General features: G+C 40.8%; 20 protein-coding genes, 1 tRNA gene and 1 pseudogene. 18 read left to right on the forward strand and 4 right to left on the reverse strand.

The window, feature by feature from the left end; all coding sequences use genetic code 11:
• Positions 1-206 precede the first annotated feature (206 nt).
• From V7783_RS09200 to brnA, 8 genes and pseudogenes are all read left to right on the forward strand, one after another.
• A complete protein-coding gene (locus V7783_RS09200; RefSeq protein ID WP_335678479.1) occupies positions 207-578 on the forward strand; it encodes a hypothetical protein in 372 nt (123 codons plus the stop codon).
• Positions 579-699: 121 nt separating this feature from the next.
• A complete protein-coding gene (locus tag V7783_RS09205) occupies positions 700-936 on the forward strand; it encodes a hypothetical protein (RefSeq protein WP_182197577.1) in 237 nt (78 codons plus the stop codon).
• Between the two features lie 123 nt (positions 937-1,059).
• Positions 1,060-2,064, forward strand: coding sequence for a transposase (locus V7783_RS09210; RefSeq protein ID WP_335678480.1), 1,005 nt, complete (start codon positions 1,060-1,062; stop codon positions 2,062-2,064).
• Positions 2,065-2,401: 337 nt separating this feature from the next.
• A pseudogene (locus V7783_RS09215) lies at positions 2,402-2,551 on the forward strand (DEAD/DEAH box helicase); the annotation flags it as partial.
• A gap of 326 nt (positions 2,552-2,877) precedes the next feature.
• The gene (locus V7783_RS09220) at positions 2,878-3,285 is read left to right on the forward strand and encodes a hypothetical protein (protein ID WP_335678481.1); all 408 of its coding nucleotides are present in this window, start codon (positions 2,878-2,880) and stop codon (positions 3,283-3,285) included.
• A gap of 116 nt (positions 3,286-3,401) precedes the next feature.
• Entirely contained in the window at positions 3,402-3,716 is a 315-nt protein-coding gene (locus V7783_RS09225) for a DUF6693 family protein (protein ID WP_335678482.1), read from the forward strand.
• Positions 3,717-4,373: 657 nt separating this feature from the next.
• A complete protein-coding gene (locus V7783_RS09230) occupies positions 4,374-4,676 on the forward strand; it encodes a BrnT family toxin (protein WP_335678483.1) in 303 nt (100 codons plus the stop codon).
• Positions 4,663-4,908, forward strand: a complete 246-nt coding sequence (brnA, locus tag V7783_RS09235) for a type II toxin-antitoxin system BrnA family antitoxin (protein ID WP_283711253.1) — start codon at positions 4,663-4,665, stop codon at positions 4,906-4,908. Before V7783_RS09230 ends, brnA begins: the two co-directional genes overlap by 14 nt.
• Before the next feature lie 215 nt (positions 4,909-5,123).
• Here the strand turns inward: brnA and V7783_RS09240 are convergent, their stop codons facing one another.
• Positions 5,124-6,080: a methylenetetrahydrofolate reductase gene (locus V7783_RS09240; protein WP_335678484.1), complete on the reverse strand. Its 957-nt coding sequence runs from the start codon at positions 6,078-6,080 to the stop codon at positions 5,124-5,126.
• Between the two features lie 257 nt (positions 6,081-6,337).
• On the opposite strand from V7783_RS09240, the gene V7783_RS09245 reads away from it, so the two are divergent.
• A complete protein-coding gene (locus V7783_RS09245) occupies positions 6,338-9,223 on the forward strand; it encodes a M16 family metallopeptidase (RefSeq protein WP_335678485.1) in 2,886 nt (961 codons plus the stop codon).
• A 57-nt stretch (positions 9,224-9,280) separates the two neighbouring features.
• Here the strand turns inward: V7783_RS09245 and V7783_RS09250 are convergent, their stop codons facing one another.
• Complete coding sequence (locus V7783_RS09250; RefSeq protein ID WP_335678486.1) at positions 9,281-9,955, reverse strand: hypothetical protein; 675 nt, start codon at positions 9,953-9,955, stop codon at positions 9,281-9,283.
• A gap of 216 nt (positions 9,956-10,171) precedes the next feature.
• On the opposite strand from V7783_RS09250, the gene cysE reads away from it, so the two are divergent.
• Complete coding sequence (gene cysE, locus V7783_RS09255; RefSeq protein ID WP_335678487.1) at positions 10,172-10,990, forward strand: serine O-acetyltransferase; 819 nt, start codon at positions 10,172-10,174, stop codon at positions 10,988-10,990.
• Positions 10,991-11,017: 27 nt separating this feature from the next.
• Positions 11,018-11,695 (forward strand): hypothetical protein, encoded by a 678-nt coding sequence (locus V7783_RS09260; protein ID WP_335678488.1) that lies wholly within the window; start codon positions 11,018-11,020, stop codon positions 11,693-11,695.
• A gap of 23 nt (positions 11,696-11,718) precedes the next feature.
• Here V7783_RS09260 and xseA read toward each other — a convergent pair whose 3' ends face one another.
• Positions 11,719-13,053: an exodeoxyribonuclease VII large subunit gene (xseA, locus tag V7783_RS09265; protein ID WP_335678489.1), complete on the reverse strand. Its 1,335-nt coding sequence runs from the start codon at positions 13,051-13,053 to the stop codon at positions 11,719-11,721.
• A 135-nt stretch (positions 13,054-13,188) separates the two neighbouring features.
• On the opposite strand from xseA, the gene guaB reads away from it, so the two are divergent.
• From guaB to rimI, 5 genes are all read left to right on the forward strand, one after another.
• Entirely contained in the window at positions 13,189-14,658 is a 1,470-nt protein-coding gene (gene guaB / locus V7783_RS09270) for an IMP dehydrogenase (protein WP_335678490.1), read from the forward strand.
• Positions 14,659-14,762: 104 nt separating this feature from the next.
• Positions 14,763-16,340 carry a glutamine-hydrolyzing GMP synthase gene (guaA, locus tag V7783_RS09275; RefSeq protein WP_335678491.1) on the forward strand — a complete coding sequence of 526 codons (1,578 nt, stop codon included), beginning with the start codon at positions 14,763-14,765 and terminating at the stop codon, positions 16,338-16,340.
• 146 nt (positions 16,341-16,486) lie between these two features.
• Positions 16,487-16,563 (forward strand) — tRNA-Trp (locus V7783_RS09280).
• Positions 16,564-16,628: 65 nt separating this feature from the next.
• Positions 16,629-16,937, forward strand: coding sequence for a hypothetical protein (locus V7783_RS09285; RefSeq protein WP_335678492.1), 309 nt, complete (start codon positions 16,629-16,631; stop codon positions 16,935-16,937).
• Complete coding sequence (gene rimI, locus V7783_RS09290) at positions 16,924-17,385, forward strand: ribosomal protein S18-alanine N-acetyltransferase (RefSeq protein ID WP_335678493.1); 462 nt, start codon at positions 16,924-16,926, stop codon at positions 17,383-17,385. The genes V7783_RS09285 and rimI overlap by 14 nt, the downstream gene beginning before the upstream one ends.
• Before the next feature lie 23 nt (positions 17,386-17,408).
• On the opposite strand, the gene V7783_RS09295 is transcribed toward rimI, so the two are convergent.
• Positions 17,409-20,087, reverse strand: coding sequence for an ATP-binding protein (locus V7783_RS09295; RefSeq protein ID WP_335678494.1), 2,679 nt, complete (start codon positions 20,085-20,087; stop codon positions 17,409-17,411).
• 261 nt (positions 20,088-20,348) lie between these two features.
• Here V7783_RS09295 and prfC point away from each other — a divergent pair, with 261 nt between their 5' ends.
• Both prfC and argS read left to right on the forward strand, forming a co-directional pair.
• Positions 20,349-21,932 (forward strand): peptide chain release factor 3, encoded by a 1,584-nt coding sequence (gene prfC, locus V7783_RS09300; protein WP_335678495.1) that lies wholly within the window; start codon positions 20,349-20,351, stop codon positions 21,930-21,932.
• A gap of 54 nt (positions 21,933-21,986) precedes the next feature.
• Positions 21,987-23,729 (forward strand): arginine--tRNA ligase, encoded by a 1,743-nt coding sequence (gene argS, locus V7783_RS09305; protein WP_335678496.1) that lies wholly within the window; start codon positions 21,987-21,989, stop codon positions 23,727-23,729.
• The last annotated feature ends 344 nt before the right edge of the window (positions 23,730-24,073 follow it).

The raw sequence follows: 24,073 nt of genomic DNA on the forward strand, positions 1-24,073 counted from the left end.
TTGAGTAGGAGCCTAATTTTGTCCTATACCATTATTAAACGCCGTTTAGGGGCAAAATAATATGCTTAATTTCTACCTGTTTTAATTACCTGTTTACAAAGGTAATTATTGGTGAAATTATTAGGGCATGTAATATACGCCGTTTTGGTGTGTTATAAACCACCGAATGGTGTTCAATAAGCTGTTAGCTGTACTCAGGAGGTTAGATGAAATCTGAAGTTTTAGAAGTATTTAATCCCGTAGGTACAACTGAAGTTATAAACCTCAATTTTGATGTCGAGTTTTTAGAAATCACAATATCAGTTGATGGTGAGAATATTGATGTTATTTTCGAAGAGCCTGCTGGCTTTAGAGTTTTAGATGAAGGCGACTTATTAGAATTTTGGCCTGATTGCTCTATGAGTATTGGCTGGCTACATGAAATAACATCTGGTGGTTGGTTCGATTTAGAAAAAAATCGTAGTGGTTTTTTATCATCTGATAGTTCAGATATTATTGAATATCTTATAGTGGGGGTTAATTACTGTGTAAGTATACTTGCATGGGAAAAGCCAAGAGTGCAGCAAAATACGCGCTAACAAGAGAATGAATAGTGATTCACTTTAGTTTGTCATTTTTAGTTGCAAACAACGCAATAAAACTGCCAAACTAGTTCACACATTATTCAGGCGTTAGATGTTTCTCAGGTATGGAGTTCAAATGGGATTTAAGTTTTGGTTCGTTAGAGCATTAAAAGTATTTCTTGGAGTGGCAGCCTTACTTTTTATAGTTGAGTTGCTTAAACAGCATTCAGTTCAAGAAGCATTAATTTTTGCTTGTACTTGGTCTTTAATTACAACAACAGTGTTTATATGTTCAAGATTATATCAATCACGTAAAGGTGTAGAGTGTGCTTTATGTAATGATATTCCAGACAAAAGTGATAAAAACACCTAACAAGCGCCTTAACTCCGACAAAAGATTAAATAGCAGATTAAATAGGACAAGCACAAAAATTTTTGCAAAAATCACAGTATCAACTACTGTTGTTATATACAGTTAAAGTAAAGTTGATATTTTATGACTCGCGCAAGAAAAAACCTGATTGATTTAGCATCTACATCTTATTATCACTTAATTTCACGATGTGTTAGGCGAGCATTTTTGTGCGGAGATGATAAATATACAGGTAAAAACTTTGATCATCGACGGGAGTGGCTAGTCGATCGAATAAAGCTATTAAGTAGTGTATTTTCCATAGAAATTGCGGCTTATGCAGTTATGAGCAATCACTACCACCTTGTTGTTAACGTCAATAGGCGGCAAGCACTTGATTGGTCTGATGATGAAGTAATTAACCGCTGGTATCAGCTTTACAATGGTCATGTTCTGGTTGATCGCTACTTAAATGGAGAGAAGTTAAATAAGGTAAGTGAGCTATTTTTCAATGAACTCATCGCAAAATGGCGAGAAAGATTGTATGACATCAGCTGGTATATGAAAAACCTCAATGAGTACATTGCTCGCGAGGCCAATAAAGAAGATAACTGCACGGGCAAGTACTGGGAAGGGCGCTATAAATCACAAGCATTACTAGATGAAACCGCAGTGCTCAGCTGCATGGCCTACGTTGATTTGAACCCTATCAGAGCAAACATAGCTGATACGCTTGAAGACAGTGATTTCACCTCAATTCAAGAACGTATAGCGCATTTCAAAGCTTTTACCACAGACACGGTTGAAGCGAACAAGGTTCTTAAACAAAAAAATAATATTCAGCATGAAAGTCAACCAGCACAGTTAAAACCATTTGGTGGTAATCACATTACACACACGATCCCCTTTACCTTACTGGATTATATTGAATTAATCGACTGGAGTGGCCGCCACCTAGATCCAAAGAAAAAAGGGCATATCAATAAAACTATGCCAAAAGTGCTGCTTACTTTAAATATAGAAGAAGCACAATGGCTAGAATCAATAAAGCGATTTAGGCAGCAGTACTCAAATTTTGCTGGTAGCAAACAACGGTTAAAGCAACAAGCCGCCAGCAACGATGTAAAATGGTACAAAGGCACAGGCTAAGCAAATTCAGCCCAATTAATTTATTGATACAAAGTAAAGAATTCAATTTCTAGCTTATATTTATAACCTAAAATCCTTCCCAAGCGACTCAACTTTATACTCTATAGCTAGCTGAGTGAAAAAATAATGGTAAGTGCTACCCACAACGGAAAAATAACGTAATCTTTCTAAAGAAAATATGTGCCTGTCCCTTTTTATTTGTGTCCCTTTTTATTTGCTTAAGCGACTCAACTTTATACTCTATAGCAAGCTGAGTGAAAAAATAATGGTAAGGTTACCTACAACGGGAAAATAACGTAATCTTTCTAAAGAAAATATGTGCCTGTCCTTTTTTATTTCTCGCCTAACGCCGCAGTGGTTAGCGGGCTATGAACCGGATCCCAATAAAAAGCCAAAAGATAATCGTAAAAACTCTAATAAGTCGCGAAAAGACCGTGATAAAAAACGTATTACAGGGCAAAGAGCACCCAATAGACGACGTAAATAGAAGCTTTCAACTTTTAGCTATCAGCTGTCAGACAGATAAGAGCTGTGAGTTCAACCAGTCATTGAAAAAGTTAAATTTACTTCTGCTTTTTTGAGTAGGAGCCTAATTTTGTCCTATACCATTATTAAACGCCGTTTAGGGGCAAAATAACATGCTTAATTTCTAGCTGTTTTAATTACCTGTTTACAAAAGTAATTATTGGTGAAATTATCAGGGTATGTAATAAACGCCGTTTTGGTGTGTTATAAACCACCAAAATGGTGTTCAATAAGCTGTTAGCTGCTTTTGGTATTTAGCGGCACTTTATAATCGATAAGGAAATTATTATGAAAACTTTAATTAAATCTAGCCTAGTTGCTCTTGCTGTAATTACTTCGAATATTAGCTTTGCTAATAGTATTTCACCTGAGTTCTTAATTAATGAAGTAGACGCTGCTCATAAAGTGTATCTTCATGGTTCAACTGAAGTTGCAATCTATGCAATGGAATCTATTGTAAGGCTTCAAGAGTCAGATCAATCTAACGAATTATTACGAAAAACTGGCCCATCTAGTCTTTCATTTTCTTATATTCGTTTAGGTTTTTTATATGAAAAATCAGGCTTAATGCAAAAAGCAAATAAAGCATTCTCTAAAGCAATTGCTACTTATAAATCACCATATAATAAAAGTGAAGCTGTAGTCCTCAACGAATTAAAAAGTGCTGTTCAAAGGCTGGATGCAATCAGCAGCTAACAAGCTGTTAAACAAGGACAAAAAACAGTTGGTTTTGCTCCTTCGTCGCTAATTTTAACCAACTGTTTTTCGCCTGTTAACAGGGCGTTAGGTAACAAACATAGTAAGGAGCAAGAATGAAAATTCAGGCAGGTGTAGGAACAATCGATATCTTAGGTCATTTAATACTTTGGTTTATTCTGATACTAATAACCTTTGGTATTGGAGCGTTCTTTTTTCCATACTCATTCTCTAAATTTATACTTAATCGTTCGCGAGTAATTGATGAACATGGTAACCCTAGGCAGATGGTTTGCCACACCGACATATTTGGAAATATCGGTCATGTAATTATTTGGATTATTATTTCTTTAATTACATTTGGTATAGGTTACGCTTTTTACTTTTATAAGGTTTGGAATTACTCAATAAACAATACAACTATAGAGTAATTTGTTACCAAGGCCGTTAAACCAAGGACACAAAACAGCAGGATGTGCTCCTTCGCCGCCAATTTTAGCCTGCTATTTTGTGCAGTTTACGGCAAGCGTTATGTAGCAGGTGAAAATTTGAGTCAGCAGTGCACAAAATGTGATAGTAAGATCAATCCGATAGAAGTTAAGGTATCAGGTCATTATTCACATTTTAAATGCCCAGTTTGTAGTGCAAATGTATCAAGCAATAGAGGAAAAGGCATTCTAGCTCTAATTGGTATTGGTTTAATCGCTTGGGCTTTGGGCTTTGCTTATCATCACTTAGCAGGCTGAATTGGAGTACTGACAGTTTAGCTACATAACACATATGAGTCTTAACTCTGTCAATAGGCAATAGTGTTCTTTTTGACCGTTTTTATAAATTGACGGTCAATTCCAAATCAACTCTAATTCAATAAGCAAATTCGTTTACTTCGTCTGTCGATGTGGCTGTTAAGCAAGTAGCTTACGGCAAACACATATGTGCAATGTCCGCAAAAAACCTTACGTTATTATCACAGCATTTACTTATTGCCCTCTAAAGCGCAGCGCCTCTCAACCTCTTTGTGAATAATTCAATAAAAATTAATTTTAAACGAGTTATGCTACAGGCCCGTTAGCCGTTTTTAACAAAACTTGCGTTTACCATCAAAAAGGTATACTTTTTACTCTACGTATATTTTTGAATATGATCCTAATAAAAGCCAAATTAATCTCGATAAACATGGTATCGATTTTGAGGAAGCTAAATTATTGTGGGATGATCCTGACTTACTCGAGATCCCTGCGAATACCAGCGATGAAGCTCGCTTTGTGATAATCGCATTTCACAACGGAAAACATTGGTCAGCTGTAATAACCTATAGAGATAGTAATATCCGTATAATTTCAGTTAGACGTTCAAGAACTAGTGAGGTTAAATTTTATGAAAGCTTCTGATTTCGATAAAGAATTTGATGATGGCAATGACATTCTTGCTAATCTTGATTTATCTCAAGCTAAACGAACAAAGCAAACAACTAAAAGGGTTAATGTTGATTTTCCTGAATGGATGCTCGATTCACTAGATCGTGAAGCTAGTCGTGTTGGTGTAACAAGGCAGTCAATTATCAAAGTTTGGCTCGCTGAGCGTATAGAGAACTTGAACCACCATAATATTAAACACGGCTAATCGGGTAGCCGGAGGTCTCCTCCAGCCCACACCTCCCATCTGCGCTTTTGATTAACAGGAAGCGCAATGGGCGGTTTACCCCAAGCGCCTACTTTTGGCACAAATCTGACAGTTCAAGATAGGCCTTATTCAAATAAACGAAGCTAACTACTTGAGCAGGCTTATTCTATGGCGCTTATCATTATTGCTCGAAGCTCGAAGCTCGAAGCTCGAACCTAAGCTATTTGCTTTTCAGCTAGGTTCAATTCCATTGTCGCTTTTAATAAACGATAAAGGTTGATTGATGCATCAATTTCTTCTTTACGGTTAGTCAAGCTTTCAATGTTTAAGCCCAGTGGTACATCTAAATGGGCGCAACTTTTTAGGATTGAATCTAAGTTTTCGCGGCAAATACGCACTGATTCACTCAATGGATTTTGTGAATCTAACATACGCCATTTGGTTGCTTCTGGTACTGAAATACCAAGCCATTGCATAAACTCAAGTGTTTTTTCACTGCCACACGGTGTAAACGTTAAGATGATACGGTTTGGTTTAATCCCCTGTGCTTTACAGCTGCGTGCGTAACTGGTGATCAAATCAATGGTCGCTTGGGCGTTGTAAACTGCTTGTGAGATGAAAAATTGACACCCTTGTGCGGTTTTTTTAAGTAGTCGCTCATGCTCGTTACGTTTACTTGCGTGGCGCTCTGCAATGGTGACTCCACCTAAAAAGAAGTCATCCGCTTGCTCTGCCAGTACTTTATAGGCATTTGGTAAACTTAACTTTATATCGCCATCAGAAGAAGGGCTGCCCACTAGCACTAAGTTCTTTAAGTCATAGTCGTTTTTAGTCTCATCAAGCCACTGTTTAAACTCAGCTTCGCCACGCTGTGCAACACTTTTATAAGTGATCACATCAAGGTGCGATAAGCTACGTAACAAGTGGCTGTATTCACGTGGATCAACCGTTTGTTTAAACGGAAAAGGGCGTGGCTTATCAGTACGGCTGCTCTCGTCTTGAATGTCGTAAATAATCACGCCATCGTATTCAATTTCATGTAAACGGTCTAACAGCTTTTGAGCGATTGTTTCAAGCTGCGCTTTATCAGTACCAATACGTGGTGGGGTAGTACCAATTAAGTACACACCTTGATTGGTATCTTCAATTTTCTGTTGTAGTGATAAAGCCATAATCCTCATTCCAGCTAATTAGTTTCTATAGTAAACAATATAACAGCCATTTAGACGTCTAGATAGATTTTTTTAATAAAACTTTCTCAATAAATATGAATTTATCTCATGTTGTTTTAAGTTGAGCGATGAAAAATACACAACTGTTTACATAAAATGTGCTGCAAGGTCTCTTATCGTGGTCGGCTTTGTTGCATAATCAGTGTGGTAAATAAGTAGTTATAACTAAAAAAATATTCAACTAACAAGGGATAGCAATGAAATTTAAATTATTAGCAACTAGCCTAGCGGTAACGCTCGCACTGGGCGGCTGTGCAAGTAACAGCGGCGCTAACATGGTCAAAGAAGTTGAGATTGAACAATCAACGGTCGCCAGCAGTAATGATCGTGTGTTCTCACAAGATTATTTATTAGAAGAGCTTGATAACGGTTTACGCGTTATGGTGGTGAAAACGGATTACCCTGATGTGGTATCACTACAAATTCCGGTATCTGTTGGTTCTCGTAATGAAGTAGAAGCAGGTAAAACTGGCTTTGCACACTTTTTTGAACATATGATGTTTAAAGGCTCTGAAAAATTCCCGCAAGATGTGTATTCTGACATCCTAAAAAATTCAGGTGTCGATAACCGCGCATACACGACTAATGATTACACTAATTATCACTTAAATTTTTCAAAGCAGCATCTTGATAAAGTTCTAGAGATTGAAGCGGATATCTTCCAAAACCTCACTTACTCAGAAGAGCAGTTCCGCACTGAAGCGCTTACCGTTAAAGGTGAGTACCTGAAAAATAATGCCAGCCCAGTGCGTAAGTTGCTCTCTGCTGTGCGTAATGAAGCATTTGAAAAACATACCTATAAACACACCACCATGGGCTTTTTTGAAGACATTGAAGCCATGCCTGATCAAATGGCTTATGGTAAAGAGTTTTTTGAAAAGTTCTATAAACCTGAATATGTATCGCTGGTGATTGTCGGTGATGTCGATCCGCAAGCAACCATGGCAATGGTGAAAAAGCATTGGGGTAATTGGCAAAAAGGTGACTATGTTGCCGATATTCCAACCGAGCCGAAGCAACAAGCAGCCAAGTATGTCCATGAGCAAAACGAAGGTCTGCCAGGGCATTGGTTATTGGTTTCTTATAAAGGTGCTGCTTGGCAACCAAAGTTAAAAGACCGCGCGGCACTTGATTTATTGTCACAACTTTATTTTTCTAACAACTCTGATTTATACCAAGAGCTAGTGGTTGATAAGCAAATCGCTAGCCAAATGTTTAGCTATAACCCTGATACTAAAGATCCTGGTTTACTACACGTATTTGTAAAAGTTGAAAATGAAGCCGATTTAGCGGTTGCCCGTGATGCCATAAATAGCACTTATGCTAAAGCGCGTACGGAGCTGGTGGATAGTCAAAAGCTTGCTGATTTAAAATCTAACCTTAAATATAGCTTTATAAATGGCCTCGATTCATCGCAAGCGATTGCATCAACCCTTGCAAGTTACATGCATTTTGAGCGCGATCCTGAGGTTGTAAACCAGCTATATGCCACCGCAGATAGTATTAGTGCGCAAGACATTCAAGACATTGCTAATAAGTACTTTGTCGATAGCAGCCGAACAACTGTAACTATGTCTGCGCTTGATAAAATTGCTGGTTTTGAGCAAGAAGTTGATTTAAATAGCCTTGTTGCTAGCAAGCACACAGTGCAAGAGCGTCACTTTAAAGTACTTGATAAAACCAATAGCTCACCGTTGATTGATATTAATTGGCTATTCCACACGGGTGCGGCAGCTGATCCTAAAGGTCAAAAAGGCGTGGCTGCGCTAACCGCTGCAATGCTTGCGCAAGGTGGCTCAGAATCTAAGAGCTATAACGATATCAAAAAAGCACTGTATCCACTGGCTGGCAGTTTTGGTTATCAAATTGATAAAGAAATGATTTCTTTACAAGGGCGAGTACATAAAGACAATGCAGCACAATGGTACGCATTAGTTAGTGAGCAGTTACTTAACCCTGGCTTTAGAGAAGATGACTTTAAACGTTTGAAGAAAGAGCTGATTGACGGTATTAAATCAGGCCTTAAAGCCTCTAATGATGAAGAGTTAGGTAAAGAAGTACTTTACCATAAACTTTATCAAGGTCATCCGTATGAAAGCTACAATTATGGTGATTTATCCGATTTAGAAGCGCTGACATTGGATGATGTGAAAGCGTTTTACGCAAAAGAGTTTACTCAAGCTAAATTGACTGTCGGTTTAATTGGCGCAGTGCCTGAATCACTAAAAGCTACCATGTTTGCTGATTTAACTCAGCTGCCTAAAGGTCAGCAAAGCCGTTTAACTATTGCTGATGCACCAGTATTAAAAGGTCATCATGCAACAATTGTAGAAAAGTCAGCGCAATCAACTGCGGTATCGTTTGGCTTCCCGATTGATACTATTCGTAGCAGCGAAGACTGGACAGCACTGTGGTTAGTGCGTTCATACTTTGGCGAACACCGCAGTTCAAATGCATACCTGTATGAACGTATTCGTCAAACCCGTGGTATGAACTACGGCGATTACGCTTATATCGAATACTTCCCACGTGGTATGTTCCAAACCAAGCCGGATGCTAACCTTGGTCGTTCTGAGCAGATATTCCAAGTATGGTTACGCCCGCTGCGTTCCAACAATGACGCGCATTTTGCAACTCGTACCGCTTTATTTGAACTTGATAAACTAATCAAAAATGGCATGACAGAAAAAGACTTTGACGCAACGCGTAATTTCTTAATTAACTTTGTGCCACAAATGGTCGCCAGTCAAAACCGTCAACTAGGTTACGCACTTGATAGCGAGTTTTATAACACTGACACGTTTGTGAAGTATGTAACGAGCCAGCTTGAAAAGCTGACTTTAGCTGATGTTAACCGTGTAATTAAAGAAAACTTACAAACAGATGATATCCAGTATGTATTTATCACCGGCGACGGTAAAGACATGCAAAAACGCTTAGCGTCTGAGCAAACATCCCCAATGGTGTATAACGCAGAAAAGCCGGCTGAGCTGGTGGCTGAAGATAAAGTGATCGCTGATTACAAACTAGCAATTCCTGCGAAAAACATTGAAGTACTTGCTGTAGATGAAGTGTTTCAATAAGTGTAATTAAAAGCTGAATTAAAGTGCCTCAATTATTGAGGCACTTTTTAGTGATAGTCACTTTTTATTTAGCCATTTGTCCATTGCTTGATCGTAAGCCTCTGTGACTTTTGTATTGGTACAATCAATTGCTTGTATATAGCTATCAGGTAAGTCACTTTTTGGTATAACACCAGCCCCCATAGATACTTTCTTAAAGCATCTATCACCGTAGCGATAGATAGAAAGCTGCATACTTTGTTTTTCAATTTTTAATGGGTCTATGCTGCTTGCTTGGTGTGTCTTTGGCACCGTAATACGCTGTGGTTGAGTGGACTTATTTGATTGAGATTGCGTTGCAGCTATTGTAGTTTTTTGTTCTTTAAGTATATGTTCCAAGCCTAGTTTTAGATCTATCTTTTTGTAGTTGTTAGTTTGTTCATCAGTAGTAGTGGGCGGCGATTTCTTTTGCTGTTTAATTTTAACGCTGGGGCTTATGCTCGTAGCTACCGTTTTCGGTTGCGTATTCGGGGAGGTCGCTTCGATTTGTTGTTTTGGCTTGCTAGGGATAGGTTGCTGCGGCTTTTCAGTCACAGATAAAGACTTAGTGCGAGAGGGCACTGTGATCATATATGCTTTAATGGAAGCTGTTCCTTGCTCTTGTAGTTTTGGTATTTTAATGGTTGTAAAGATTAAAAAAATTATCCCGTGGAGCAGTAATGAAATAAACAGAGGCCAGCGCCACGTTGTCACAATATATTCCTTATTTGTGCTAGCTATATGATGACTTTATGACCTTTTAAGGCACAGAAAGTTTCTAACCAAGGTTAGATTTATTTAATAAAACTGCGGATCAAGCAGTAAAGTTATATCTAATAACCAGAACAAATAATTACAGTGTTAACACATACGTGATGAAATCCGTTAAACTGAAACAAAGCACACCCAGTATTAATTTAAGGCCGTCCTATGCGTCATGAAATTTGGCAACAGCTTCGCTCAGAAGCAAAAGAAGTCGTTACCCGTGAACCTCTATTAGCGAGTCATGTGTATTCATGCATTTTAAATCATGAGTGTTTGGGATCTGCGCTGAGTTTTATCGTTGCCAATAAGTTATCTGATGCTGTGGTTTCGGCATTTACTATTCGTGAATTATTTGATCAGGCGTTTGTCGAATGCGATCGCATGTTAACCCATGTAGCCCATGATATTAAAGCGGTTAAAGATCGCGACCCTGCTGCCGATACTTATTTAACTGTGATCTTAAATTTAAAGGGTTTCCATGCAATTCAAGCACATCGACTCGCCCATTGCCTTTGGTTACAAAACCGTAAAGAGCTCGCTCGTTTTATTCAAAGCCGTACCTCAGAAGTATTTGGCGTTGATATCCATCCTGCTTGTAAAGTCGGCCATGGTATTATGTTTGACCATGCAACTGGTATAGTCATTGGTGAAACTGCGGTTATAGAAGATAATGTATCAATTTTACAATCAGTTACCTTAGGTGGTACAGGTAATGAAAAAGGCGATCGTCACCCGAAAATTCGCGCAGGTGTCCTCATTGGTGCAGGTGCAAAAGTGCTCGGCAATATCGAAGTCGGTGAGGGTGCACGTATTGGTGCTGGCTCTGTTGTATTAAGCGCGGTACCGCCACACACCACAGTTGTTGGGGTACCGGCTAAAATTGTTGGCAAACCAAATTGTCCCTGTCCAGCGCAAAGTATGAATCAAAACTTTTTAGATGTGGATGAGCCGCAAAACGAATCACACACCAGTGCAATGCTATAAATAAAAATAACTTAAAAGGAATTAAGCATGAATAAACATAATCCACTTTCGCTTGCCCTGGCATTTATTGCAGGCGTAGTTTTAACGTGGGGATATATTAAATTAAGCTCTGATGAAGTCGCCACAGTGGTAACGACACAAGCTCAGGTAGTTGAACAAGAAGTCAAAATATTACCTGCCAAAACTGGAGCCGCAGAGCTTGAAAGAGTGTCTCAGCCTCAGCAAGTTGCAGCAGTTACTGAGGCTACGGAAGCTGAAGCTAGGCTATCGAAAAGCACCGATGAACAACCACTAGAAGAGCAGTTGCAACAACTTAAGCTTGAATTAGCGCAGCAGCGAGCGCTAGTTAAACGTTACGAAACACAAGCTCAAGCCCCTTCTGATTTTGAACAAGCGCTTTTAGATAAGTTTGAGCAACAAAGCCGTAATGAAGAATGGGCATACCGAACAGAAACAGCCATGAAAGACTTTTTGCAAACTGCGGATCTGAGTGTGAATCCCGAATTAATTAGCGCGCAGTGTAAAAGTTCGATATGTAAATTTGAACTTGCAGCACCGAAAGATAGTGATGAGTTTGATCACACCCAATGGCGAGAGTTAAGTGATCAGCTTGTAAAACAAGAGTTTTGGCAACAATTTACCTTCAGTACTTCTAAATCCAGCGATCGCGACTTTTCTCTATTATTAGCTACTGAATCTGACTAGCCAGATTCAGTAACAATAAATGGCTAACTAACGACCGATTGAATGACCCCATCCGCTAATTCAGTATGCAGTAAATCTCCTTGATTCACCTGTGACGTTGACTTTATAACCTTTCCTTGCTCGTTTTTAGTAATACTGTAGCCACGAGCGAGTACGCTAAGTGGACTAACAGATTCTAACCGACTCGCTTGTAGCGCCAGCGTATTTTGGCTGCTGCGTAATTGCTGTTGCATACTTTGTTGTAAGCGCGCTTGTAGTTGCTGTAATTGATGACTCGCTTGAGCAAGCTTTCGATCCGGAGAGCGTTGCATCAAACGTGGCATTAAATTAGTTAAACGACGTTCATATTGATAAAGTCGCTGCTGCATTGCTTGCTGTAGTGCTAAAGACAGCTCATCTAAACGCTGTGTTTGTTGATTTAGTTGATTGCGCGGGTGGCATAATGTTAAGCGGTGCTCAAGTGCGGTGGCTGTACTTAGCTTAGTTGATAACTGATGCTTAAATGCATTTGCTAAGCGGTTTAACTGTTGTTGAATTTGGTTATAGAGTTCACTGCTATTAGGGCTGACAAGCTCTGCCGCTGCGGATGGGGTGGCAGCACGGACATCTGCCACATAGTCACTGATCGTGGTATCAATTTCATGGCCTACGGCACTAATAATAGGAAGTTTACTGGCATAAATAGCCCGTGCTAGCAGCTCATGGTTAAAGCACCATAAGTCTTCCAAAGAGCCACCGCCGCGGCCTAAAATAAGCACATCAACTTCATTGCGGGCGTTGGCCAAATTAATTTTATCAATCAATTGTAAGTGGGCGTCTTTGCCTTGCACCATAGCGGGGTAGATCACCACTTCAAGTTGTGGTGCACGGCGTTTTAGTACCGTTAAAATATCTTTAATTGCGGCGCCCGTCGCTGATGTGATCACACCTACACGATGCACAACGCTTGGCAGTGGCTGTTTGTATGCTGAGCTAAATAAGCCCTCAGCTGCGAGGCGCATTTTCAGTTCATCAAACTGTTGTTTTAATTGGCCTTCACCGGCCGCTTCCATGTGTTCAACAATCAGTTGATAATCGCCGCGAGGCTCATATAAAGACACCCGAGTGCGCACTGTTACTTGTGCACCGTTTTCGGGGCGATAGCGTTGGCCGCGATTATTGCCACGCCACATGGCGGCTTTAACTTGGGCGCGATCATCTTTAAGCGTAAAATACCAATGCCCAGACGCAGGCGTAATGAAGTTTGAGATCTCACCGGTTAAAATTAACGATGCGAAACCTTGTTCAAGCACGGTTCTAATTTCTCTGTTTAGCCTAGAAACGGTATAAATCGTTTGCTGCTGGGATGTTATGGCCATAAAGCGACTCTAAAAAACGATGATGGCGGTATTTTATCATAAATAATTGTGAAATCTTATTTACTCATGCCCATAACGCTGATAAAATTTGGCCGCAATTCCTTATACAAGATCCACATGTGAGAAGTTGCCAAAATGCTTAGAATTGCTAAAGAAGCTCTTACCTTTGATGACGTACTTTTAGTACCAGGTCATTCTACTGTTTTGCCACACACGGCAAACATTTCAACTCGCTTAACGCGTGGTATCAAACTTAACTTGCCGCTAGTTTCAGCATCTATGGATACTGTTACAGAAGCACGCTTAGCGATCGCGCTAGCGCAAGAGGGCGGTTTAGGTTTTATCCACAAAAACATGACAATTGAAGAACAAGCTAAAAACGTACGTAAAGTTAAAACGTACGAAGCCGGTATTGTTTCTTTTCCTGTTACTGTGACAGCGGATTTAACTATTGCAGATGCGATTGTACTTGCTGAAGAAAAAGGCTTTTCAGGTTTTCCGGTAACGGATGCTGAAAACGGCCTTGTTGGTATTGTTACCAGCCGCGATATGCGTTTCGAAACCAAACTTGAGCAACCTGTTTCAACAGTAATGACTAAAAAAGAAAAGTTAGTCACTGTTAAAGAGGGCGCAGCTCGCGAAGAAATCTTAGGTTTAATGCACGAACACCGCATCGAAAAGATTCTTGTTGTTGATGATGCCTTTAAACTTAAGGGTATGATCACCGTAAAAGATTATCAAAAAGCCCAAGATAAACCACATGCATGTAAAGACGAACAAGGTCGTTTACGTGTAGGTGCTGCTGTTGGTGTAGGTCCTGGTACTGATGAGCGTATTGCCGCATTAGTTGAAGCCGGTGTTGATGTATTACTTATCGATACTTCTCACGGTCACTCACAAGGTGTTATTGACCGTGTAGCTGCTACACGTCAAGCATTCCCAGATTTACAAATTGTAGCGGGTAATGTGGCTACTGCTGAAGGTGCGATTGCTCTTGCAGATGCTGGTGTTGATGCGGTTAAAGTGGGTATCGGCCCAGGTTCTATCTGTACTACACGTATTGTTACCGGTTGTGGTGTACCACAAATTACAGCTATTTCTGATGCAGTTGAAGGCTTAAAAGGCCGCGACATTCCAGTGATTGCTGATGGTGGTATTCGTTTCTCTGGTGATATCGTAAAGGCACTAGTTGCTGGCGCATCATGTGTAATGGTTGGCTCAATGCTAGCAGGTACTGAAGAAGCACCTGGAGAAGTTGAACTTTACCAAGGCCGTTACTACAAATCATACCGTGGTATGGGTTCACTTGGTGCGATGGACCAAAAAGAAGGTTCATCAGATCGTTACTTCCAAAAATCAAACCAAGCAGACAAACTTGTTCCAGAAGGTATTGAAGGTCGTGTGGCTTATAAAGGCCCAATCGCGACAATCATTCACCAACAAGTTGGTGGCCTGCGCAGTGCAATGGGTTTAACCGGTTGTGCCACGATTGAAGAATTAAACACTAAACCTCAGTTTGTACGTGTTACTTCAGCAGGCATGGGTGAGTCACATGTTCATGATGTGCAAATCACCAAAGAAGCACCTAACTACCGCTTAGGTTAATCAATATACTTTATTGAAATTACTGGGCTAGCTTTTGCTGGCCCTTATTTATTTTTAGTCATTCAGGTTACCTGAGTGCTAGTTCTTGACTAACGAGACCCTCAATGAGCAAAGACATTCACGATTCACGAATTCTTATTTTAGACTTTGGTTCGCAATACACGCAATTGATCGCCCGCCGTGTGCGTGAAATTGGTGTTTACTGTGAACTGTGGGCATGGGACGTAACGGAAGAGCAGATCCGTGAGTTCAATCCACAAGGTATCATTCTATCGGGTGGCCCTGAGTCAACAACCTTAGAAAACAGTCCGCGTGCTCCTGAGTACGTATTTAATGCTGGCGTGCCAGTGTTGGGTATTTGCTACGGTATGCAAACAATGGCTACTCAGCTTGGCGGCAGCGTTCACAGCTCTGATAAAAAAGAGTTTGGTTATGCGCAAGTTGAAAAAGTAGGTAACTGCGCATTATTTGACGCGATTGAAGATCATATAACCGATGGCGGCAATGGCGTACTAGACGTATGGATGAGCCACGGTGATAAAGTAATGGAAATTCCAGATACTTTTAAAACTACAGCTAAAACATCTACCTGCCCTCATGCGGCAATGTCTAACGAAGAAAAGCGTTTTTACGGCGTGCAATTCCACCCAGAAGTAACCCACACTCATCAAGGTCAGCGTTTACTTGAACGTTTTGCGATTGATATTTGTGGTTGTGAAAAATTGTGGACAGCCTCAAAAATCATTGATGACGCAATTGAACGTATTAAAGCGACAGTAGGCGATGACGAAGTGATCTTAGGCCTATCTGGTGGCGTTGATTCATCAGTGGTTGCTATGCTTATTCACCGTGCCATTGGCGACCGATTAACCTGTGTATTTGTTGATAACGGTTTACTGCGTTTAAACGAAGGTCAGCAAGTGATGGATATGTTTGGCAACAAGTTTGGCCTAAACATCATCAAAGTAGATGCCGAAGAATTATTCTTAGCTGACCTTGCTGGTAAATCAGACCCAGAAGACAAGCGTAAAGCCATTGGCCATACATTTATTAAAGTATTTGATAGCGAATCTAAAAAGCTTAAAAATGCAAAATGGTTAGGTCAAGGTACTATCTACCCAGATGTTATCGAATCAGCAGCGTCTGCAACAGGTAAAGCACATGTGATCAAGTCTCACCATAATGTGGGTGGCTTACCAGATGACATGGAAATGGGCTTAGTTGAGCCACTACGTGAATTATTTAAAGATGAAGTACGTAAAATCGGCCTAGAGCTGGGTTTACCGTATGACATGCTTTATCGTCACCCGTTCCCTGGACCTGGTCTAGGTGTGCGTGTACTTGGCGAAATCAAAAAAGAGTACTGTGACTTATTACGCCGCGCCGATGCTATCTTCATTGAAGAGCTACACAAGGCTGAGCTTTACCATAAAGTAAGCCAAGCGTTCACGGTATTCTTACCGGTGAAGTCTGTAGGCGTTATGGGTGATGCACGTAAGTATGATTGGGTTGTAAGCCTTCGTTGTGTTGAAACTATCGACTTTATGACTGCACGTTGGTCGCATTTACCGTATGAGTTCTTAGGTCTGGTTTCAAACCGCATCATTAACGAAATCGACGGTATCTCACGCGTTGTTTACGATATTTCAGGTAAACCACCGGCAACGATTGAGTGGGAATAACTGCTAGAGCGTTTTTCTAACTGATTATAAAAACGGCGAATTAGTTGACTAATTCGCCGTTTTGTTTATTTAAAAAGCAATCAAACTAAAAAAGTAATTTTTTTCTTTACCTTTAGCGAAAGGTCTCTATAATTCGTCGTCATTGCAGGGGCGTAGTTCCAATTGGTAGAACAGCGGTCTCCAAAACCGATGGTTGGGAGTTCGAGTCTCTCCGCCCCTGCCATTTCTTCTTTACATCGTTTTTATTACTTCTTATATTGTTCTTGTGTTTAAATCTACTGAGTTGTTATGCATCCACGATACGCAGCTATTTTTGGTATAGAAAACCTTGAACTAAATCAGCACTTTCGATCTGACCCAATTGTCGAGCAAGCTGGTGATCACGTAATCACAGCACAGCCGATAGCTATTGAGCTCAATACACAACTATTCGCCGACTTAAAGCGGGCTGTTGCGCCGTTACAAATAGAACAGGTTGTGCAAAGCGATCACTTTGCTTGGCATAATGGTTTGCTTAGCGTACCAAGCTCACAGCTTACTGCCGATAATAAACGCGCACTCTGGGCGCTGATGAGTACACACCTTGATAATCTTTAAACCTGTAACTGAATCATCTATTGATGCGCTGATGGGCATTGAGAACGCATGCCACAGTCATCCGTGGGCACTGAATACTATGCAATCATGTTTAGCTGGACGTTACTTTAATTTAGCGGCATTTCAGGCAGAGCAAATGATCGGTTTTTATATTGGTGAAAAAGCCGGGCCTGATTTTACCTTAATGGATATTTGCGTTGCGCCACAGTTTCAGGGGCAGGGCATTGCTAAACAATTGCTAAATGCGTTTATTAGCTATGGTGAGCAACACAATGCAGAAAACTTATTTTTAGAAGTGCGTGAAACCAATACCCGTGCCATAGCCTTGTATGAACAGGCGGGCTTTAGTGAAATGTCGGTACGTAAAAACTACTACCCCAGTGATGATCCCGCAAAAAATGGTCATGAAGATGCTATTTTAATGGGTATGACACTGCTATTTGGCTAGTTCAGGCTAACTGCTTTCAGATTTTATAGTTCGGGTAGCGGTTCTTGCTGCAAAGTATATTTAATCGACTCAATTAAGCTTAGTGCTAAATAATCACGGCGGCTCTGATCGCGACCTCGTAAGTTATCCTCAAGAGCCGCAGCTGCATGATGAATATTACTAAAGCCAAAACACCCAGCACTGCCTTTTAAGCTATGTGCAAGCCCCCTTAGTTGTTCCCACTCATTGGCACTGTGTAATTGCGTTACTTGGGTTAAATAATCAGGTAATTTTGACCGGTAGTCGTTATTGATCTGTTGAAACTTCTCACTATTGAGCAAGCTGTCCCATTTATTTCGTGTGTCTTTTTCAATATTTAGATAGGTAACCAGCACACTTTCTAACGCATCTTTGTCGATAGGTTTAGCGAGTGCCTCATCGCAACCAGCTTGTAAATAGGTATTTACATCATGCTTCATTACATTAGCAGTTAGAGCGATGATAGGGCCGTCATAGGCTGCGTGACGTAACATCTGAGTGGCTTCTAAACCTCCCATCACAGGCATTTGCATATCCATAATGATCAGCTGATAGTCGTTTACCAGCGCCATTTCAACAGCCTCGGCACCATTGTTAGCAATATCAGGTTCAAGCCCCCATGTTTGCAGTAGTAATTTGATCAACACTTGATTATCGGGGTTGTCTTCTGCGACCAAAATATTGGCATCAAAGCTGTTTTGTGCAAATGAAAGCTGCAAATCTTTTTCAGCAGCGAGTTGGCTTTGCTCAGTTAGCATCAGAGTAGACAGTTCGCTATCTGCCGCTAAGTTGCAGGCAATTTGCACGCTAAAACAACTACCTTTACCGGGTGTACTTTGTACATAAACATCGCCACCGAGCAATTGTGCTAAATTTTTAGAAATACATAAGCCTAAGCCTGTCCCGCCAAAGCGACGTGTAGTGGTGGCATCAGCTTGCTCAAACGGTTTAAATACTCGCTCAACTTCACGCTCAGACATGCCAATACCGCTATCTTGAATTGCAAACTCAATTAGTTGTGAGTCGCTATCATAAGTAATATCTAAGGTGATCAGGCCTTGCTCAGTAAACTTCACCGCATTACTGGCAATATTAATGAGAATTTGCTTTAAACGAGTGCCATCACTATTAATGATACGCGGCAATGGTAAGTGAAAGTTGATATTGCAATTGAGTTTTTTCTCTTGTGATAAAGGCCGAATAATTGAATCTATATCATGCACTAATTGCACAATATCCAGCGGCTCTTGTTCAACGGCTAGTTTTTCGGCTTCGATTTTAGATAAGTCTAAAATATTATTAATCAGCTCAAGCAGGTGCTTTGAATTACGTAATATAGTACTGAGATGTAAAGCATCACCGCTGGTTTTATTGCTATGTAACAGCTGCTCGGTAAAGCCCATAATTGCGGTTAGTGGCGTGCGAATTTCATGACTCATATTAGCTAAAAAGCGGCTTTTTAATTGATTCGCTTGCTCCGCTTGGGCAATGGCAACTTCTAGCTGACTGTTCATGGTTTCAAGCGCTTTAGTACGGCTTTCAACTTTATCTTCAAGGTGATGTTTGTATTCTTCAAGTTCGTCTTGATAGTGGCGAATTTGGTTTACCATGTGGTTAAAGTCGTTAAATAACACGCCCACTTCATCGTTATTGTGCGCGGGTAAATACACCGATAAATCACCATCACCAACACGGTGACTGGCAGCACCTAGTAACTCAATTGGGTTCAGCAGTAAATTACGGACCACGATAAATATCAGCATCGGTAGGGTGATCACTGAAATGATCACAATTAACGCGGTAATTAAGCTGATTGCTTTGCCTGATTGGTATAGTAAAGCTTTCGGAATAGTAGAGACATAATAATAACCGCCGCTCATTTGGATGGCGTAAATCATCCGCTCCACTTTATCTATACTCGATAATTCTATGGTTGAAAGCTTGCCCAAGTCAGCGAGCTCATGAATTTGTTTAAGCTCATATTCACTAATATATTGACCACGTTTATCGTAGTCTGAACTAAATAATATTTTACCGCTATCGGTGAGTAGTAAATTTAAGGTGTTGTTATAAGGGGCTTCTAAAATGCTGGTATTTAAAATCGATGGCTCAACATGTACAACAATAAAACCAAGTTGTTGCGGGCGCTTTAAATAGTAATCTGCACTGTAAATACGTTGAATAAAATACAAACTGGTGGTGCCATCTGGCTTCTGCACCATAAACTGCTGTTGACGTAAGTTACTTTGTAATACTTGAGAAAAAAACGGGTAGCTGGTTGGCGCGGTATTTAAATTACTGGAGTAATAAGCGTCACTTTGGCCGTTAGGTGAAATTAAATTCACGCTAATAATATCAGGGTAAGCTTCTGAATAGCTGGCAAATACATCCATTAGTGCGCCTAGCCTGCGAGTGTAATTACCATTGTCGCGTAGATCATCAGCTAAAAAATCACTAAGTACGGGAGAGGTTGAAAGCAATTTTGTGGTTGAGTGGAACGAATCAATGTAGTTAAACATTTTTTGCTGTTGCTGCTCAACAAAGCGACTCACTATAAGTTCAGCTTGCTTTTGCGTAGAACTGGTTACGTTGGTGAGCGTAAAACCACCTAAAAACAGCAACGGCAAAATCACCAACGGCGTGATATACCATAATAATCTTATACTTAGCTTACTGGTTTTCATACCCAAACAAAATATCCTCCATGCAATCTATCAATAGTATGCGTTAGCGTAAAATTACACAAGTTTAGTGCGTTGGCTGCGCCAATAGGGCTGGCTTTATTTGAAACTAAATTATCGGCTAATTACTTACAATCGTTGCTTTTTTGGCTAAGACAAACAAGGTATAATGCTGGCAATTCTATTTTCAAATTACAGTGCGCAGCAAAGCCCTTTGCTTAGGGTTGTTTTAGTGGCGCCTTGTTATGACTTAAAGCGGCTTACATGTCTAATTTAATAAACGAAATCAATACGCGACGCACGTTCGCTATCATCTCGCATCCGGATGCTGGTAAAACCACTATCACCGAAAAAGTACTGTTGTTCGGACAAGCTATTCAAAAAGCGGGGACTGTTAAAGGCCGTGGTTCTAACCAGCATGCAAAATCAGACTGGATGGAAATGGAAAAAGAACGTGGTATCTCGGTAACTACCTCTGTAATGCAATTCCCATATAATAAAGCGCTTGTTAATTTACTGGATACCCCAGGACACGAAGACTTCTCTGAAGATACTTATCGTACTCTTACCGCCGTAGATTCATGTTTAATGGTTATCGATGCGGCAAAAGGTGTAGAAGATCGTACCCGCAAATTGATGGAAGTAACGCGCCTACGTACCACGCCAATTGTTACCTTTATGAATAAGTGTGACCGTGATATACGTGATCCAATGGAGTTGTTAGACGAAGTTGAAACTGAGCTAAATATTGCATGTGCACCAATTACTTGGCCTATCGGCTGTGGGAAAGAATTTAAAGGTGTTTATCATATTCACCGCGGCGAAACCTTGCTCTATAAAACGGGTCAAGGTCATACAATTCAAGAAGTACGCAGTATTAAAGGTCTTGATAACCCAGAACTCGATGAAGCCATTGGCGATGAACTAGCTGAGCAACTACGTGAAGAGTTAGAGCTGGTTATTGGGGCTTCACACGAATTTGATTTAGACCTATTTTTAGCCGGTGAGTTATCGCCAGTTTATTTTGGTACTGCACTTGGTAACTTTGGTGTTGATCATGTACTCGATGGTTTGACTGAATGGGCGCCAACGCCACTGCCACGTGAAACAGAAGACCGTACAGTTGTTGCCACGGAAGAGAACTTCACTGGTTTCGTCTTTAAAATTCAAGCGAACATGGACCCTAAACACCGTGACCGTATTGCGTTTATGCGTATCGTATCAGGCAAATACAGCCAAGGTATGAAAATGAACCATGTACGAATTGGTAAGCAAGTCAGTATTTCTGATGCGGTGACCTTTATGGCCGGCGACCGTGAACGCGCAGGAGACGCTTTCGCAGGCGATATTATTGGTTTACACAATCACGGCACAATTCAAATTGGTGATACTTTCACCCAAGGCGAAAAGCTTAAATTTAGTGGTATTCCAAACTTTGCGCCGGAGTTGTTCCGTCGTATTCGTTTACGCGACCCACTAAAACAAAAGCAACTACTAAAAGGCTTAGTGCAGCTGTCTGAAGAAGGTGCAGTGCAAGTATTTAGACCACTTATCAATAACGATTTAATCGTAGGTGCGGTAGGTGTGTTGCAGTTTGATGTAGTTGTGGCGCGCTTAAAAGCAGAATACAACGTAGATGCTTTGTACGAAAGCGTGAATGTAAATACAGCACGTTGGGTAAGTTCGACTGACGTTAAAAAGTTTGAAGACTTTAAACGTAAGTGCGAGAGCAACTTAGCACTTGATGGCGGCGATAATTTAACTTACATAGCGCCAAGTCGTGTAAATCTTAATTTATCAATAGAGCGTTACCCTGAAGTGACGTTTAACCACACGCGTGAAAACTAAACTCAAAATTTAATTAAAGCCCGCAATGACGGGCTGACAAAGGTAACAAATTACATGAATATTCGTACGCTTCTAATCGATAAAGCCATTGCCGCGATGACAGCCGCAGGCCTACCTGCAGATACTAACCCAGCGGTTACACAAAGTACTCGTCCACAATTTGGTGATTACCAAATTAACGGTGCGATGGGCGCGGCTAAAAAAATGAAAAGCAATCCACGTGAGCTTGCACAAAAGATCATTGATAACCTAGATGTCAGCGACATTGCTGAAAAAACTGAAATCGCAGGCCCAGGTTTTATTAATATTCACCTCAAGCCTGAATTTTTAGCGCACAGCGTACAAGCTGCAAATCAAGATGCAAAACTTGCTGTTGCAGAGCATGCACAGCCGCAAACCGTTGTGGTTGATTACTCATCACCAAATCTTGCAAAAGAAATGCACGTAGGTCATTTACGTTCAACCATTATTGGTGATGCCGTGGTGCGCGCGCTTGAATTTCGTGGTGACACGGTTATTCGTCAAAATCACATGGGTGATTGGGGCACGCAGTTTGGTATGTTGATTGCTCACTTAGAAGATCAAATAAACCAAGGTGTTGACTTAGATTCAGTGGCACTGGCTGATTTAGAGACTTTCTACCGCGATGCTAAAAAACGTTTTGATGATGAACAAGGCTTTGCCGATAAAGCACGTGATTATGTTGTAAAACTGCAAGGTGGCGATGCGCATTGTGAAAAACTGTGGAAACTATTTATTGCCACGTCTGTAAAACATTCAGAAGAAGTATACAAACGCTTAAATGTAACGCTTACTGCTGATGACATCATGGCGGAAAGTGCTTACAACAGCGAATTGAATAACATTATTGCGTTACTAAAAGACAAAAATATTGCGGTTGAATCGCAAGGCGCGCAAGTGGTGTTTTTAGATGAGCTTGCTAACAAAGACGGTGAGCCTTCTGTGTTTATCGTACAAAAATCAGGTGGTGGTTTCTTATATGCGACAACTGATTTAGCAGCTTGTGATTACCGCTCGAATAAGTTAGGCGCAGCTCGTATTTTAATTTTTGTTGATGCACGTCAAAGCTTACATTTCAATCAAGTAGAGCTTACAGCCCGTAAAGCGGGTTTACTACGTGATGAAACTAGCTATGAATTTTGCCCATTTGGCACCATGATGGGTGAAGACGGCAAACCATTTAAAACGCGTACTGGCGGCACGGTTAAACTTGCTGATTTGCTAGAAGAGTCAATTGTTCGTGCCACAGCCAAGCTTGCAGAGCGTGAATCTGATCTAACCGATGCAGAGCGCACTGAAATCGCGCGTAAAGTAGGTATTGGTGCAGTTAAATACGCTGATTTATCGAAAAACCGTACCAGCGATTACATCTTCAACTGGGATACCATGCTTAGTTTTGAAGGCGCAACGGCTCCTTACTTACAATACGCTTATACTCGCGTACGTAGTATTTTCCGTAAATCAGGCGTTGATGCACAAACACTCAATGCTGATGTAGCGATTGCCGAGCCGCAAGAAAAAGCACTCGCACTTAAATTGCTACAATTGGAAGAAGTGCTAGATCAAATGATCAGTGAAGCAACCCCGCACGTATTGTGTAGTTACCTATACGAGCTTGCGAGCCTTTACATGACATTCTACGAAGCTTGCCCAGTGCTCAAAGAGGGTGTAGCGCCAAGTGTACGTGACAGCCGTTTAGTGTTGTGTAATTTGGTAGCGGATACGCTCCGCACAGGCTTAGATCTACTAGGCATCGAAGTTATGGAGCAAATGTAACCACCGTCGTATTTTAACCTAATACTGCGTTGTCCACTCGACTGACCCTAATTACATACAAGAGCGTATGCTCATAGGGATAAGTCGAGTGTCCGCCTTGTCTTAGGCTAAACTACTTAGGTGGATTTTGCTGCGTGCAGGTCGCTTTGACGGCGTTGTCGTGCTTTTTAGCCTAAGTCACATACAAAAGTGACAAGGTATTAGGAAGAAATTGGCTCTAGGTACTAGGAAAAGTTTGACACCTAGGTAGTTGTTTATAAACTTCGTTAGAACCTAGAACCTAGAACCTAGAACCTAGAACCTAGAACCTAGAACCTAGAACCTAGAACCTAGAACCTAGAACC

Source organism: Pseudoalteromonas sp., assembly GCF_036960685.1.
In the GTDB taxonomy this organism is placed as follows: Bacteria; Pseudomonadota; Gammaproteobacteria; order Enterobacterales; family Alteromonadaceae; genus Pseudoalteromonas.

Bases quoted from the DNA above. Each gene is read 5' to 3' on its own strand.
- V7783_RS09200 (WP_335678479.1), top strand. From the start codon at position 207: ATGAAATCTGAAGTTTTAGAAGTATTTAATCCCGTAGGTACAACTGAA.
- V7783_RS09205 (WP_182197577.1), top strand. From the start codon at position 700: ATGGGATTTAAGTTTTGGTTCGTTAGAGCATTAAAAGTATTTCTTGGA.
- V7783_RS09210 (WP_335678480.1), top strand. From the start codon at position 1,060: ATGACTCGCGCAAGAAAAAACCTGATTGATTTAGCATCTACATCTTAT.
- V7783_RS09220 (WP_335678481.1), top strand. From the start codon at position 2,878: ATGAAAACTTTAATTAAATCTAGCCTAGTTGCTCTTGCTGTAATTACT.
- V7783_RS09225 (WP_335678482.1), top strand. From the start codon at position 3,402: ATGAAAATTCAGGCAGGTGTAGGAACAATCGATATCTTAGGTCATTTA.
- brnA (WP_283711253.1), top strand. From the start codon at position 4,663: ATGAAAGCTTCTGATTTCGATAAAGAATTTGATGATGGCAATGACATT.
- V7783_RS09240 (WP_335678484.1), bottom strand. From the start codon at position 6,080: ATGGCTTTATCACTACAACAGAAAATTGAAGATACCAATCAAGGTGTG.
- V7783_RS09245 (WP_335678485.1), top strand. From the start codon at position 6,338: ATGAAATTTAAATTATTAGCAACTAGCCTAGCGGTAACGCTCGCACTG.
- cysE (WP_335678487.1), top strand. From the start codon at position 10,172: ATGCGTCATGAAATTTGGCAACAGCTTCGCTCAGAAGCAAAAGAAGTC.
- V7783_RS09260 (WP_335678488.1), top strand. From the start codon at position 11,018: ATGAATAAACATAATCCACTTTCGCTTGCCCTGGCATTTATTGCAGGC.
- xseA (WP_335678489.1), bottom strand. From the start codon at position 13,053: ATGGCCATAACATCCCAGCAGCAAACGATTTATACCGTTTCTAGGCTA.
- guaB (WP_335678490.1), top strand. From the start codon at position 13,189: ATGCTTAGAATTGCTAAAGAAGCTCTTACCTTTGATGACGTACTTTTA.
- guaA (WP_335678491.1), top strand. From the start codon at position 14,763: ATGAGCAAAGACATTCACGATTCACGAATTCTTATTTTAGACTTTGGT.
- V7783_RS09285 (WP_335678492.1), top strand. From the start codon at position 16,629: ATGCATCCACGATACGCAGCTATTTTTGGTATAGAAAACCTTGAACTA.
- V7783_RS09295 (WP_335678494.1), bottom strand. From the start codon at position 20,087: ATGAAAACCAGTAAGCTAAGTATAAGATTATTATGGTATATCACGCCG.
- prfC (WP_335678495.1), top strand. From the start codon at position 20,349: ATGTCTAATTTAATAAACGAAATCAATACGCGACGCACGTTCGCTATC.
- argS (WP_335678496.1), top strand. From the start codon at position 21,987: ATGAATATTCGTACGCTTCTAATCGATAAAGCCATTGCCGCGATGACA.